This window comes from Blastomonas sp. RAC04, assembly GCF_001713435.1.
Classification (GTDB): Bacteria; Pseudomonadota; Alphaproteobacteria; order Sphingomonadales; family Sphingomonadaceae; genus Blastomonas; species Blastomonas fulva.
In genome coordinates this window covers 3194563-3207640 of the sequence record NZ_CP016460.1, presented here as the reverse complement: position 1 = coordinate 3207640, position 13078 = coordinate 3194563, and the positions used below count along the sequence as shown (strand labels likewise).

The window sequence follows — 13078 nt, the reverse complement described above, 5'->3', positions numbered from 1 at the left end:
TCAGCCTGCCGGCCCGAACCGGTTGTCGATCCAGGTCGAGATGCGGCCTGCAATCGCGGCGAAGCTGTCGGAGATCAGCCCCTCGCCCGATGCCGGCGGCACGCCCGCATCGCTCGACCGGCGGATCACCATGTCGAGCGGAACGCGGCCCAGGAACGGCAGGTTCATCGATTTGGCCGCCGCTTCCGCGCCGCCGATGCCGAAGGGATCGGACAATTCGCCGCAATGCGGGCAGACATAGCCCGCCATGTTCTCGATCAGCCCGATGATCGGAATGCTGCCCTGTTCGAACAGGCTGATCGCGCGCACCGCGTCCATCAGCGCCAGATCCTGCGGGGTCGAGACGATCACCGCGCCAGCCGGCTTGTGCTTCTGGAGCATCGAAAGCTGCACATCGCCGGTTCCCGGTGGCAGATCGACGATGATGTCGGTGACATCGCCCCATTGCGCGTTGATCAACTGGTCGAGCGCCTTGCCCGCCATCGGCCCGCGCCAGGCGATGGCCTGACCCTGCGGCACGATATGGCCCATCGAGAGCAGAGGCACGCCATAGTCGTTGGGCACCGGCACCAGTTTGTCGTCGCGCGCGGTGGGTTTGACATCCTCGCAATCGAACAGGCGCGGCTGGCTGGGGCCATAGATATCGGCATCGACCAGCCCGACCTTGCGCCCGGCGCGGTGCATCGCCACCGCCAGATTGGCGGAAAAGGTGGACTTGCCGACACCCCCCTTGCCCGAGCCGACCACGATCAGCCGCGGCGGACGGCGCTCTGCGGTCATCGCGACCTGCACCTTGGTGACGCCCTCGATCTTGAGCAGCGCGCCCTTGAGCGCGATCTCCATGCGGTCGCGCGCGAGCCCATCAAGCCCGCCGACATCGAGCACCAGCGAAACCACGCCGCCCTCGCGCAGCCGCACGCCACTCGCCCTGCCCTCGCTCGCCGCGGCTGCAGCGGTTTCAATTTCGTTCAGCTCTGCCATATTCGTCCCAAGCGCATAAAGCGGCGCACCATCATCCGGCAAGCCCCTGCCCTGCCTAGACGAAATGCGCGTGTCCGCAAAACAGATGCGCATGAAACCCCTGTTTTTATCGGAGTCACGTCCTATAAAGAGAGTATGACAAGACTGACCGGCTGGTTTTCCAACATTGCGACTATGGCCAACAACAGCCCCTGGGGCGGCGGATCGGGAGGTTCGGGCGGCCCCGGCGATTCCGGATCTGGCGGTGGCGCAGACAATGGCAGCGGTGGGGGTCCGCGCAATCCGTGGCAGCCCGCAGGGGCCAGTCCGACCGGTGGCCGCAAGGCATCCAATATCGAAGAGCTGTTCAAGCGGCGCGGCGGTGGCGGCGGCGGTTTTGGTGGCGGCGGCTTTGGCGGTCTGCCCCGGCGTCCCAACGGCAAGAGCTATCTTCCCATCGCCATCGGCCTGATCTTCGTGCTGTGGCTGCTGCTCACCAGCATCCACCGTGTCGGCCCGCAGGAGCGCGGCGTGGTCTCGTTCCTCGGCTCCTATTCGCGCACGCTGGAACCCGGCATCGCGATGACGCTGCCCTCGCCGGTGGAATCGTTCGAGGTCGTCGATGTCCAGAACATCCGCACCATCGATATCCCCGCCGCAGGCACGCAGGAAAACCTGATCCTTACCGGCGACCAGAACCTGGTGGACCTTGCCTATTCGGTGCGCTGGACGATCAAGGACCCCACGCTTTACCTGTTCCAGCTGGCCGATCCTGAAGCGACAATCCGCGAGGCGGCAGAAGCCGCGATGCGCGCCAGCGTGGCCGAAGTGACGCTCGATGATGCGATCGGCCCTGGCCGTATCGAGGTCGAGCAGAAGGTTGAGCAGCGGATGAAGGAGCTGCTCGACGGCTATCGCTCGGGCATTCAGGTGCAGGGCGTCGCGATCAAGAAGGCCGACCCACCCGAAGCCGTCAACGAAGCATTCAAGGCGGTGTCCGCCGCGCAGCAGGAAGCGCAGACCTTCCTCAACGAGGCGCGCGCTTATGCCCAGCAGCTCACCGCTGCCGCGCAGGGCGAGGCCGCCGCGTTCGACAAGGTCTACGAGGAATACCGCATGGCGCCCGAAGTGACGCGTCGGCGCATGTATTACGAAACCATGGAGCGGGTGCTGTCCAAGCTTGACAAGACGATCATCGAACCGGGCAATGTCGTCCCCTATCTGCCGCTGCCGGAACTGCGCAAGCGGGTGGAAGCGACCCCTGCGCCGCCTGCGCCAGCGACCGGGGAGGCACGCTGATGGGATCGATGATGCAACGCCCGATGCTGCTGCTCGGCCTGCTCGCATTGCTGCTGATCGTGCTGGCAAGCTCGGTCGCGGTGGTGCCCGAAACCAAGCAGGCGGTGATCGTCCGCTTTGGCCAGCCGGTGCGCACCTTTAACGTCTATCGCGAGAACGAGGAATTCGGCCAGACCGGCGCGGGCCTCATCGCGCGCATCCCGTTTGCCGAACAGATCGTCTGGGTCGACAAGCGCGTGATCGCGGTCGAGATGGAGCAGCAGCAGGTGCTCTCCACCGACCAGTTGCGGCTTGAGGTCGATGCCTATGCGCGCTTCCGGATCGTCGACCCCGAGCGGATGTACGTCTCTGCCGGAAGCGTCGAGCGCGTCGCTGCTGAGCTTCGCCCGATCCTCGGATCAGCGCTGCGCAACGAGCTGGGCAAGCGCCAGTTTGCAGCCTTGCTGAGCCCCGAACGCGGCGGCATCATGGACCGCATCCAGGCCGGGCTCGACCGCATCGCATCGCAGTACGGCGCGCAGATCGTCGATGTGCAGATCAAGCGCGCCGACCTGCCGCAGGGCACCCCGCTGCAGAGCGCGTTCCAGCGGATGCGCACCGCGCGTGAGCAGGAAGCACGCACCATCACCGCGCAGGGCCAGAAGAACGCGCAGATCATCCGCGCCGAGGCCGATGCATCCGCATCGCGTACCTATGCCAACAGCTTTGGCAAGGATGCGTCCTTCTATGAATTCTACCGTGCAATGCAGAGCTATGAACGGACGTTCCTGGGTGGATCGGGCGAAACCTCGATCATCCTGTCGCCCAACAACGAATATCTGCGCGAATTCCAGGGTCGGGGTAATCGCTAAACCGGTGCGGCGCACCTGATGCGCCGCACCATTCAATCTGCGTTCAGGCGCGGGTTGCAAACCGGACGTACCAAGGTTTTGCACCGGCTTGTCGGTGTTCTGGGGAAGCCGGTGGTCGCGTCTTAAGACATGAAGAGGAATCACACGTGCGATACGCTTATGCAGTGACGTCAGCCCTTTTGCTCGGTGGCAGCGCCGTCGTGCTGGCCACCGGCCAGCCACTGGGCGCGCAGGTCGCCCAGAACGACCAGAGCGCGATGATGGCAGCCGCCCCGCGCCCCGGCGCGCCGATGAGCTTTGCCGACCTCACCGAACAGCTGCAACCTGCGGTGGTCAACATCTCCACCCGCCAGCGGGTGCGCGTGGCCAACAATCCCTTTGCCGGAACCCCGTTCGGCGGCCTGTTCGGCGCGCCGGAAGGCGGCGGCGGCGGCGGCACCCGCGAGGCGCAGTCGCTGGGATCGGGATTCATCATCTCGGCCGATGGCTATGTCGTCACCAACAACCACGTGATCGCAGCCGAAGGCAATGCCTCGGTCGAATCGATCACCGTGACCATGCCCGACGGCACCGAATACCCCGCCCGGCTGATCGGTCGCGATCCGCAGTCGGATCTTGCCGTGCTCAAGATCTCGGGCACCAAGCCCTTCCCGTTCGTGCGCTTTGGCGATTCAACCAAGGCGCGTGTCGGCGACTGGATCCTCGCGATCGGCAACCCCTTCGGCCTGGGCGGCACGGTGACCTCGGGAATCATCTCGGCGGTCTATCGCAACACCGGCCAGGGCGGCGCCTATGACCGCTATCTGCAGACCGACGCCGCGATCAACCGGGGCAATTCGGGTGGCCCGATGTTCGACCTCAACGGCAACGTCATCGGCATCAACAACGCGATCATCTCGCCCACCGGCGGCAGCGTCGGCATCGGCTTTGCGATCCCTGCCGAAGTCGCCGCACCCATCGTCGAGAAGCTGCGCAGCGGAACTGCGATCGAGCGCGGCTATCTGGGCGTCGGCATCACGCCGCTGACCGATGATCTTGCCGCCTCGCTGGGCCTGCCCAAGAAGCGCGGCGAGTTCATCCAGCGCGTCGAACCGGGTGAACCGGCGGAGAAGGCCGGGCTGAAGGCCGGCGATGTCGTGGTGTCGGTCGACGGCAAGGACGTGACTCCCGATCAGACGCTGTCGTTCATCGTCGCCAACACCGCCCCGGGCAAGCGTATCCCCGTCGTGGTGGTGCGCAACGGCGAGCGGATGACGCTGACCGCCACGGTCGGCAAGCGTCCGAGCGAAGAGGAGCTCAACGCACAGGCGTTCAACCCCGAAGCTGCCGAAGACTTCTCCGATCAGGACGAACAGGTTAGCGAGCAGGCCACCCGCCAGGCGCTGGCCATGGCGGTGACCGAACTGACCCCGCAGATCGCGCGGCAGATCGGCGTGCCGCCCGAGCTCAAGGGTGTCGTTGTGGCCGCGGTCGATCCTTCGGGCGATGCCGCGACCAAGGGCATCCGCCGCGGCGACGTGATCCTCTCGATTAACAACCGTCCGGTCGCGACCGGAGCGGATGTCGACCGGGTGATCGCCGAGGCGCGCGCTGCCAACCGCGAAGCCGTGCTGCTGCGCGTCCAGCGCCGCACCGGCCAGCCGCAGTTCCTGCCGGTACGCCTGCGCACGAAGTAAGGGCGGCTCAGGGCGAAAACGGACAAGGGGCGGTACCATAGGGTGCCGCCCTTTTTCGTTGAGCATTGGGCTAGCTTCATCGCCGTCACCCCCGCGAACGCGGGGGTCCCGCTTTTGTGAAGCCGTTTGTGCAGAAGCGGGATTCCCGCGTTCGCGGGAATGACGAGATCGTACACCCACCGCGCCCACGCTTTTCGCGAGCGTCAACTTGTCTTGCCTGCCGCGGCTTCCTAGTGTGGCCGCGAAAGCCTTGATTCACGGGCGAGACAGGAGAGTATGCATGGGCAGAATTGCAATCGTAACCGGCGGAACGCGCGGCATTGGCGAGGCGATCAGCCTGGCGCTCAAGGATGCAGGCGCACGGGTTATCGCCAGCTACGGTGGCAATGACGAAGCCGCCAGCGCCTTTTCCAAGCGGACCGGCATCGCCGTGCAGAAATGGGATGTCGGTGACCACCAGCAGAGCATGGATGCGGTCGCCAAGATCGAGGCCGATCACGGCCCTGTCGACATCCTGGTCAACAACGCCGGCATCACCCGCGACGCCACGATGATGAAGATGACCTGGGAGCAGTGGGACGAGGTGATCCGCGTCGACCTCACCGGCTGCTTCAACATGGCCAAGGCGTGCTTCCCCGGAATGCGCACCCGCGGCTGGGGCCGGATCGTCAACATCGGATCGGTCAACGGCCAGGGCGGCCAGATCGGTCAGGTCAACTACGCTGCTGCCAAATCGGGCATCCACGGCTTCACCAAGTCGCTGGCGATGGAAGGCGCGCGCTATGGCGTCACCGCCAACGCGATCGCGCCGGGCTATATCGCCACCGAAATGCTCTCGACCATTCCGCAGAACGTGATGGACAAGATCGTGGCGCAGATCCCGGTCGGACGTCTGGGCCAGGCAGAGGAAATCGCGCGCGGCGTCGTCTTCCTCACCGCCGAGGAAGCCGCGTTCGTCACCGGATCGACGCTGTCGATCAACGGCGGCCAGCACATGTACTGATCGCCCACAAGGCACAGATCACCAAAGGGCCGTGCAGCGATGCGCGGCCCTTTTGCGTTTCAGGACCAGTGTCGTTCAGGGTTTCGCCATCAGCCCGGCGATCAGCCCGCGCTTGGCGCCGCCGCCCGATTTGAGCACGTTGCGGCGGAACAGCCGCGCGCCGAAGCGGATCAGCAGCAGCACCCACGCCGCCTGCCAGCCCAGGGCCAACAGATGCTGCAGCACATCGGGCTCCTGCGCCGCGCGCGCCAGCATCGCGAAAGGCGAGCTGAACGGGAACGCCGCAGCAAAGATCTCGATCGGCTCGCCCAGCCGGGTAACCGAATAGGACGCGAGGAAGAAGAACAGCAATTGGCCCATGGTCGCGGGCATCGACAGCGTCTGCACCTCGCGCACCGTGGTCGCCATCGCGCCGATGCCGAGGAACAAAGATCCCAGCAGCAGATAGGCCATCGCGAAATAGGCAACGCCAAGGCCAAGGAACAGCGGCCATCCGGTCGCGGGCGCGGGCAGCTGCGGCATGCCATTGCCCGCCGCCAAAATCGCAATCACCGCCAGCCCCGCCCAGCAGGCGATGCCGATCAGCGCCATGCCCAGCATCGCGAACAATTTGCCCAGAAAGATCGCATCGATCGGCACGGCTGCCGCGAGGATCTCGATGATCTTGTTGGTCTTTTCCTCGACCAGATTGGAGAGCACCATGCCGGCGAGCAGCATGGTGAGCAGCACCAGCAAGGCCTGACCGACTTGCGCGGTGACCAGACGCCCCTGCTCCTGCGCGCCCGAGCTTTGGGCTACCGCGCGAGTCTCAAGCTTTGCGGGCTGCGCCGCCTGTCCGGCGCGCGCACGCTCGACCAGCAGCTCGAGCGGACCCTGCCAGCGCTCGATCTCGGCTGCGGTGCCGATCAGCTGCGGATCTGCGAGGCTTCCGGTGAGCACGCCCAGAAAGCGCGTGTCCTGTGTCGCATCGAGCAGGCGTTCGGGCTGGTCGGCCTGGCGGGCCACCAGCACCGGCACCCTGCCCTCGCCCAGCTGCATGGCGAGCGCGGTGCGCGCCGCCAGCGCGGCCTCTGAATCGGGCGCAGCCATCACCAGCGCGAAGCTGGGCCGGTCGATATCGCGTGCGACCTGCCCGCCGATGCTGCCCGCCGCAATGCCGATCGCAAGCGGAAAGACCGGGCCGAGCAGGAAGAAGAAGAACGCCTTGGAAAAAATGATCGCGGCGAAATCGCGCCGGGCGATCACCCAGGCAGCGCGCAAAAGTTCAGGCATCGGAACCCTCCTGCAGCGCTTCTTCCTCGAGCTGGCGCGCGGCATCGGCGCCTGCGATCGCGACAAAGGCATCGTGCAGTCCGGGGCGTTCGATCGACAGCGACTGGATCCCCGCCTCGCCCTCGATCAGCGCGCGCAGCAGGGGCTCGACCCCGGTTTCGGGAAGCGTGAAGTGCCAGAAATGCCCCTCAGGCGCGGCATCGGCGGGCAGCGCCGCGCGCCATGGCCCGTCGAGCGACCGCGTCTCCAGCTGCACCTGCGGGCGCAACCGGTCGCGCGCTTCCGAGACCGATCCGGTGAACGGCACCTTGCCGCCGGCAATGATCGCGATACGCTCGCACAGCCGTTCGGCATGCGCGATGACATGAGTGGAAAAGATCACGGTGACGCCCTTGTCGGCCTGCGCGCGGATCAGCCGCTCGAGCTTGGCCTGGTTGAGCGCGTCGAGCCCCGAGAACGGCTCGTCGAGCACGATCAGCTCGGGATCGTGCACCAGGGTGCCGAGCAGCTGGACCGTCTGCGCCATGCCCTTGGAGAGCGTGCGCACTTCCTTGTCGGCCGCCTTGCCCAGGCCATGCTCCTCGAGCATCGCCCTGCCCCGCCTTCGCCCCTCGGCCAGCGGCAGCCCGCGCAGCGCGCCCATGAAGGCGATCGCGTCATAGGCCTTCATCGAAGGATACAGCCCGCGCTCCTCGGGAAGATAGCCCACGCGCTTGGCGACATCGAGCGGATGATCGGTGCCCAGCAATGTCCGCGTGCCCTCGTCCGGATCGACGATCCCCAGCAGCATCCGCAAGGTGGTGGTCTTGCCTGCACCATTGGGTCCCAGGATGCCGAAGATGCTGCCGGCAGGGACGGTTAGGTCAACCCCGTCGACCGCGCGCTGACGCCCAAAGATCTTGACCAGCCCGCGCGCTTCGATGGCATTGGCGGTCACGGCTGGTCCTTGGGCATTGGGGTTTTGGGCGGGGTCAACGGATAGCCCATCGGTCTTGGTGGAGAGGCGTTAATCGGGTAGCGGACAAATATGGTTAGCGGCAAGAAAAACCTTGAGGCGGACATTGCAGCAGAGGCCGCGCGGCTGGGCTTTGCCGATTGCGCGATTGCGCCCGCGAGCCTGGGCCCGCAGACTGCCGCGCGGCTGCAAGACTGGCTCGCCAAGGGCTGCCATGGCGACATGCTGTGGATGGAGGCGCGCAGCGACCAGCGCGCAGACCCGGCCACCCTGTGGAGCGATGTCCGATCGGTGATCATGCTGGGGATGAGCTATGCGCCCGGTCGCGATCCCTTCGCGCTCGCCGAGCATCCGGGCCTAGGGAGGATATCGGTCTATGCGCAGGGCGGCGATTATCACAAGACGGTCAAGACCGCGCTCAAGGCGCTCGCGCGCTGGCTGGTCGAGCAAAGCGACGACGTTCAGGTCAAGGTGTTCGTCGATACCGCGCCGGTGATGGAAAAACCGCTGGCGATGGCGGCGGGGCTGGGCTGGCAGGGCAAGCACACCAATCTCGTCAGCCGCGAGCATGGTAGCTGGCTATTCCTGGGCGCGATCTACACCACGCTCGAACTCGCGCCGAGCGGTGCGAGCGCCGACCTTTGCGGATCGTGCACCGCCTGCCAGGACGTCTGCCCGACAAACGCTTTTCCCGCGCCTTACAGGCTCGATGCGCGACGCTGCATCTCGTATCTCACGATCGAGCATGCCGGACCCATCCCCGCCGAATTGCGCGCTGGCATCGGCAACCATGTCTATGGCTGCGACGATTGCCTGGCGGTCTGCCCGTGGAACAAGTTCGCCGATGCCGCGCACCGCAACCAGGCGTTCCTGCCGCGCGCCGAGCTGGCCGCGCCGTCGCTTGCCGATCTGCTGGCGCTGGATGACGCGCAGTTCCGCAGTGTGTTTGCCGGATCGCCGATCAAGCGCAGCGGGCGGGTGCGGATGCTGCGCAATGCTCTGATCGCTTCGGGCAACAGCAACGATTCCACCCTGATAGCCCCGGTGGCCGCACTGCTCGATGATCCTGAGCCCGTAGTGCGCGGCGCTGCGGTGTGGGCGCTGGCCGGGCTCGACTCGGCGCGCTGGGCAGCCGAGCGCGCTGCGCGCATGGCTCAGGAGCAGGACGCGGACGTGGCAGCCGAATGGCGGCTTGCCGACGCGCCCGCGCCGGTCTAGGCGCAATTCCATCATGCGCCCGCCTTTCGATCACATCCGCACCTGGATCTTCGATCTGGACAACACGCTCTACCCGGCGGAGACGGACCTGTTCGCGCTGATCGACGAGCGCATGGGGACCTATGTCGCCGATCTGATGCAGGTCGATCTGGTCGAGGCGCGGCGCATCCAGAAAGACTATTATTACCAGCACGGCACAACGCTGGCCGGGCTGATGCTCGACCACGGTGTCGATCCGCACCATTTCCTCGATTACGTCCACGATATCGACATGGGCCGCATCGAGCCCTGCCCGGTTACCGCAGCAGGGCTGGCGCAACTTCCCGGGCGCAAGCTGATCTTCACCAACGGCGACGTGACCTATGCAGGCCGCGTGCTCGACCGGCTCGGCCTGCGCGACCAGTTCGAGGCGATCCACGACATCCACGCGACGCAATACCAGCCCAAACCGCATGCCGCGGCGTATGCCAGCCTTGTCGACAGCCTCGCGATCGATCCTGCAGCGGCGCTTTTCGTCGATGATCTCGCGCGCAACCTCAAGCCCGCCAAGCAGCTGGGCATGACCACGGTGTGGATGAACAACGGATCGGATGGCGGCACGCATGAGGCCGAACACGACTTTATCGACCATGAGATAAGCGCGCTGGGCGAGTGGCTCACCGCGCTGACACAGGAGACTGCCCGATGACCGACACACTCCAGACCCGCATCGAAGCCGCCTGGGACGGCCGCGACAGCCTCGACACCAGCCCCGGCAGCGCGGTGGGCCGTGATGTCGCTGAAGCCATCGCGCTGCTCGACAGCGGCGTGGCGCGCGTCGCCAAGCCCGACGGCAAGGGCGGCTGGCAGGTCAACCAGTGGCTCAAGAAGGCGGTGCTGCTCTCGTTCCGTTTGAACCCGATGGCAGAAATAAGCGGCGGCCCCGGCGGCGCGCACTGGTGGGACAAGGTGCCCAGCAAGTTCGACGGCTGGCAGGCCGACGAGTTCAAGGCAGCGGGTTTCCGCGCGGTGCCCGGCTCTATCGTCCGCCGCGGCGCGTTCATCGCCAAGGACGCGGTGCTGATGCCCAGCTTCATCAACATCGGCGCGCATGTCGGTGAAGGCACGATGGTCGACACCTGGGTCACCGTGGGCAGCTGCGCGCAGATCGGCCGCAACGTCCACATCTCGGGCGGCGTCGGCATCGGCGGCGTGCTCGAGCCGCTGCAGGCGGGCCCGGTGATCATCGAGGACAACTGCTTCATCGGCGCGCGCTCCGAAGTCGCCGAAGGCGTGATCGTCGGCGAGGGCGCGGTGCTTTCGATGGGCGTGTATCTGGGTTCGTCGACCAAGATCGTCGACCGCGCCACCGGCGAAGTGCATTACGGCAAGGTGCCTCCCTATGCGGTGGTCGTCCCCGGATCGATGCCCGGCAAGCCGCTACCCGATGGCTCGCCCGGCCCGTCGCTCTATTGCGCGGTGATCGTCAAGACAGTCGATGCGCAGACGCGTTCGAAGACCGGAATCAACGAGCTGCTGCGCAGCTGACCTCTCGTCATTCCCGCGAAAGCGGAAATCCCGCTACTGCCGAAACGACAGCGCACAAGCGGGACCGCCGCGTGCGCGGGGGTGACGAAAAAGAGGAAAGACACGAAAAAGGGCGGCCTGCGCGAAGCAGACCGCCCTTTTCGTTCATCCCTGCGGCATGAAGCCGCAGGAGCAGAAGATTACTTGAGCTCGACGGTGCCGCCGGCTGCTTCGATCTTCGCCTTGATGTCTTCGGCTTCAGCCTTGCTGACGCCTTCCTTGATCGCCTTGGGAGCGCTTTCCACCAGGGTCTTCGCTTCGGTCAGGCCGAGCGAGGTGATGGCGCGGACTTCCTTGATGACCTGGATCTTCTTACCGCCGTCGCCGGTCAGGATGACGTCAAATTCGGTCTGCTCTTCAGCAACCGGTGCAGCAGCGCCAGCAGGCGCGGCAACAGCGACAGCAGCAGCGGCCGAAACGCCCCATGCTTCTTCGAGGGCCTTCGAGAGTTCAGCGGCTTCAAGAACGGTCAGCTTCGAGAGTTCTTCGACCAGGTTTGCGATATCTGCCATTTTAAGTCTCCAGTTCTAAATCATGATAGGTGCCGCATCCGCCCGGACAGGCGAGACGCGACGAAGTTTGAAAAGCTTATGCGTCTTCCTTGGTCGCATAGGCGCCGAACACGCGGGCAAGCTGCCCAGCCGGTGCCTGAATGACCTGGACAACCTTGGTTGCCGGGGCATTGACGAGACCAATGATCTTGGCGCGCAGTTCGTCGAGCGAGGGCATCGAGGCAAGCGCCTTGACACCTTCGGCATCCAGAACCGTGTCACCCATTGCGCCGCCGACAATCTCAAGCTTTTCATTGTCCTTGGCGAAGTTCACCGCAACCTTTGCAGCCGCGACCGGATCGGTCGAGGTGGCAAGGGCAATCGGTCCGGTCAGCAGGTCGGCGATGGACTCATAGGGAGTGCCTACCGCAGCCAGCTTGGCCAGGCGATTCTTGGTGACTTTGTAGCTGGCGCCTTCTGCGCGCATCTTCGTGCGAAGCTCGGTCGACTTGGCAACGGTCAGACCCAGATTACGGGTCACCACCACCACACCGGCTTCACCGAAGGTTGCGTTCAGCGAGGCAACAGCGGCTTTTTTATCAGCACGATCCATGCTGGTCTCCTTCCACATGAGCGCATCGAACAGACAGTGTGCACTGCCCGCCGGTGCGCCCGGTTCATTGCGCAGCGCCCTTGCCCTTGTGGGGGTCAAGCACTGCAGATCAGTCCGTGGGGGTGTTTGCCGAGCCGTTGCCCCGATCCGATTGGAGGGGCGAAAATGGCAGCGTCTGCCCTGATCAGATCAGGAGCAGTGAAAAACATATCCCCGTCTAGGCTGGACATTAAGCGGAGCAAATCCCCCGCACCAACTGTCTCGGACGGCGATCGGGTGGGCCCTGAGGCCTATCCGGTCAGCGGCGGCAGATAGCAGCGGGGCTACCAGAGTCAAGCCCTGTCGCATTTTCGGTCCGGCTCAAACCGAGTTCAAGTGATCGCAATCACATTGTCTATCATAATGGTTGAGATAAATCCAGCTCATCGCCGGGGCCGACCGAGGCCATGGCGACCGCCGCGTGGTCCCCGCGTGGCGAACTCGAAACGAAAGGTGCCCCATGACCGGATTTCGTACCCATTCGCTCAGTGATCCCACCATTCTGACCGTTCCCAGCCTCGACAACAGCGGGCCCGATCACTGGCAGAGCCATTGGGAGCGTCAATCACTCAATTGCCGCCGTGTCGATATGGGCAACTGGCGCACCCCCAACCGCAATGCCTGGGTCAACCGGCTCAACATTGCCATCCGCCAGACCCAAGGACCGATCGTGCTGGTCGCGCACTCGCTGGGCTGCCATGCCGTTGCCTGGTGGGCCGCGCTTGAACGCCCAACCGCCAGCGGACCGGTGATCGGCGCGCTGCTCGTCGCGCCGCCGGAAGTCGATAATGCTCCAAGAGATTCTCGGCTGTGCAGCTTTTCCCCGTCGGCCCGAGGTGTCCTGCCCTTCCCCAGCCTGCTCGTGAGCAGCCGCGACGATCCCTACATCACACCAGACAGAGCCTATCGTCTTGCCAGTTTTTGGGGAGCGGATCATATCGATGCCGGACGGCTCGGGCACATCAACGCAGAAGCGCGGCTGGGCGACTGGACGTTCGGCAAGACATTGCTGGCGCGGCTGCTCGATTCGGCGCAGTTCGAGCGCAGTGTGATGCAGCAGGCACTGCCCCCTGCGCAGCGGTCCGCAGGCGGCTGGCGAGCCGACCTCACCCAATGACGCCCTGACATGCCGACT

Annotated in this window: 13 protein-coding genes; 8 read left to right on the top strand and 5 right to left on the bottom strand. The window is 65.1% G+C overall.

Translation table 11 applies throughout. The features are described 5' to 3' along the window. The gene (locus BSY18_RS15930) at nucleotides 1-981 is read right to left on the bottom strand and encodes an Mrp/NBP35 family ATP-binding protein (protein WP_054135190.1); all 981 of its coding nucleotides are present in this window, start codon (nucleotides 979-981) and stop codon (nucleotides 1-3) included. A gap of 135 nt (nucleotides 982-1116) precedes the next feature. Here BSY18_RS15930 and hflK point away from each other — a divergent pair, with 135 nt between their 5' ends. The 4 genes from hflK to phbB all read left to right on the top strand — a co-directional run bounded on the left by hflK (nucleotide 1117) and on the right by phbB (nucleotide 5789). Next, nucleotides 1117-2259 (top strand): FtsH protease activity modulator HflK, encoded by a 1143-nt coding sequence (gene hflK, locus BSY18_RS15925; protein WP_069051149.1) that lies wholly within the window; start codon nucleotides 1117-1119, stop codon nucleotides 2257-2259. After that, nucleotides 2259-3110, top strand: a complete 852-nt coding sequence (gene hflC / locus BSY18_RS15920; RefSeq protein WP_054135141.1) for a protease modulator HflC — start codon at nucleotides 2259-2261, stop codon at nucleotides 3108-3110. The genes hflK and hflC overlap by 1 nt, the downstream gene beginning before the upstream one ends. A 146-nt stretch (nucleotides 3111-3256) precedes the next feature. Continuing rightward, complete coding sequence (locus tag BSY18_RS15915; RefSeq protein ID WP_171900258.1) at nucleotides 3257-4786, top strand: Do family serine endopeptidase; 1530 nt, start codon at nucleotides 3257-3259, stop codon at nucleotides 4784-4786. Nucleotides 4787-5066: 280 nt separating this feature from the next. Further along, nucleotides 5067-5789: an acetoacetyl-CoA reductase gene (phbB, locus tag BSY18_RS15910; RefSeq protein ID WP_054135142.1), complete on the top strand. Its 723-nt coding sequence runs from the start codon at nucleotides 5067-5069 to the stop codon at nucleotides 5787-5789. Nucleotides 5790-5864: 75 nt separating this feature from the next. Here phbB and BSY18_RS15905 read toward each other — a convergent pair whose 3' ends face one another. Together BSY18_RS15905 and BSY18_RS15900 are read right to left on the bottom strand one after the other, a co-directional pair. Further along, entirely contained in the window at nucleotides 5865-7061 is a 1197-nt protein-coding gene (locus BSY18_RS15905; protein WP_069051148.1) for an ABC transporter permease, read from the bottom strand. Further along, nucleotides 7054-7998, bottom strand: coding sequence for an ABC transporter ATP-binding protein (locus BSY18_RS15900; protein ID WP_069051147.1), 945 nt, complete (start codon nucleotides 7996-7998; stop codon nucleotides 7054-7056). Before BSY18_RS15900 ends, BSY18_RS15905 begins: the two co-directional genes overlap by 8 nt. 90 nt (nucleotides 7999-8088) lie before the next feature. Between BSY18_RS15900 and queG the strand changes: the two genes are divergently transcribed. Genes queG through dapD form a run of 3 tightly spaced genes read left to right on the top strand, consistent with a single transcriptional unit; the run spans nucleotide 8089 to nucleotide 10761 of the window. Continuing rightward, entirely contained in the window at nucleotides 8089-9234 is a 1146-nt protein-coding gene (gene queG / locus BSY18_RS15895) for a tRNA epoxyqueuosine(34) reductase QueG (RefSeq protein ID WP_069051146.1), read from the top strand. 13 nt (nucleotides 9235-9247) lie between these two features. Beyond that, on the top strand, nucleotides 9248-9922 hold the full coding sequence (locus BSY18_RS15890; protein WP_069051145.1) for a pyrimidine 5'-nucleotidase: 675 nt from the start codon (nucleotides 9248-9250) through the stop codon (nucleotides 9920-9922). Beyond that, complete coding sequence (gene dapD / locus BSY18_RS15885; protein WP_069051144.1) at nucleotides 9919-10761, top strand: 2,3,4,5-tetrahydropyridine-2,6-dicarboxylate N-succinyltransferase; 843 nt, start codon at nucleotides 9919-9921, stop codon at nucleotides 10759-10761. The genes BSY18_RS15890 and dapD overlap by 4 nt, the downstream gene beginning before the upstream one ends. A gap of 179 nt (nucleotides 10762-10940) precedes the next feature. Here dapD and rplL read toward each other — a convergent pair whose 3' ends face one another. After that, nucleotides 10941-11312 (bottom strand): 50S ribosomal protein L7/L12, encoded by a 372-nt coding sequence (rplL, locus tag BSY18_RS15880; RefSeq protein ID WP_054135148.1) that lies wholly within the window; start codon nucleotides 11310-11312, stop codon nucleotides 10941-10943. 76 nt (nucleotides 11313-11388) lie between these two features. After that, nucleotides 11389-11904 carry a 50S ribosomal protein L10 gene (gene rplJ / locus BSY18_RS15875; RefSeq protein ID WP_054135192.1) on the bottom strand — a complete coding sequence of 172 codons (516 nt, stop codon included), beginning with the start codon at nucleotides 11902-11904 and terminating at the stop codon, nucleotides 11389-11391. A gap of 499 nt (nucleotides 11905-12403) precedes the next feature. On the opposite strand from rplJ, the gene BSY18_RS15870 reads away from it, so the two are divergent. Beyond that, a complete protein-coding gene (locus tag BSY18_RS15870) occupies nucleotides 12404-13060 on the top strand; it encodes an RBBP9/YdeN family alpha/beta hydrolase (RefSeq protein WP_069051143.1) in 657 nt (218 codons plus the stop codon). The last annotated feature ends 18 nt before the right edge of the window (nucleotides 13061-13078 follow it).

Coding starts and splice junctions, on each gene's coding strand:
- BSY18_RS15930 (WP_054135190.1), bottom strand. CDS start 981: ATGGCAGAGCTGAACGAAATTGAAACCGCTGCAGCCGCGGCGAGCGAG.
- hflK (WP_069051149.1), top strand. CDS start 1,117: ATGACAAGACTGACCGGCTGGTTTTCCAACATTGCGACTATGGCCAAC.
- hflC (WP_054135141.1), top strand. CDS start 2,259: ATGGGATCGATGATGCAACGCCCGATGCTGCTGCTCGGCCTGCTCGCA.
- phbB (WP_054135142.1), top strand. CDS start 5,067: ATGGGCAGAATTGCAATCGTAACCGGCGGAACGCGCGGCATTGGCGAG.
- BSY18_RS15905 (WP_069051148.1), bottom strand. CDS start 7,061: ATGCCTGAACTTTTGCGCGCTGCCTGGGTGATCGCCCGGCGCGATTTC.
- queG (WP_069051146.1), top strand. CDS start 8,089: ATGGTTAGCGGCAAGAAAAACCTTGAGGCGGACATTGCAGCAGAGGCC.
- BSY18_RS15890 (WP_069051145.1), top strand. CDS start 9,248: ATGCGCCCGCCTTTCGATCACATCCGCACCTGGATCTTCGATCTGGAC.
- dapD (WP_069051144.1), top strand. CDS start 9,919: ATGACCGACACACTCCAGACCCGCATCGAAGCCGCCTGGGACGGCCGC.
- rplL (WP_054135148.1), bottom strand. CDS start 11,312: ATGGCAGATATCGCAAACCTGGTCGAAGAACTCTCGAAGCTGACCGTT.
- rplJ (WP_054135192.1), bottom strand. CDS start 11,904: ATGGATCGTGCTGATAAAAAAGCCGCTGTTGCCTCGCTGAACGCAACC.
- BSY18_RS15870 (WP_069051143.1), top strand. CDS start 12,404: ATGACCGGATTTCGTACCCATTCGCTCAGTGATCCCACCATTCTGACC.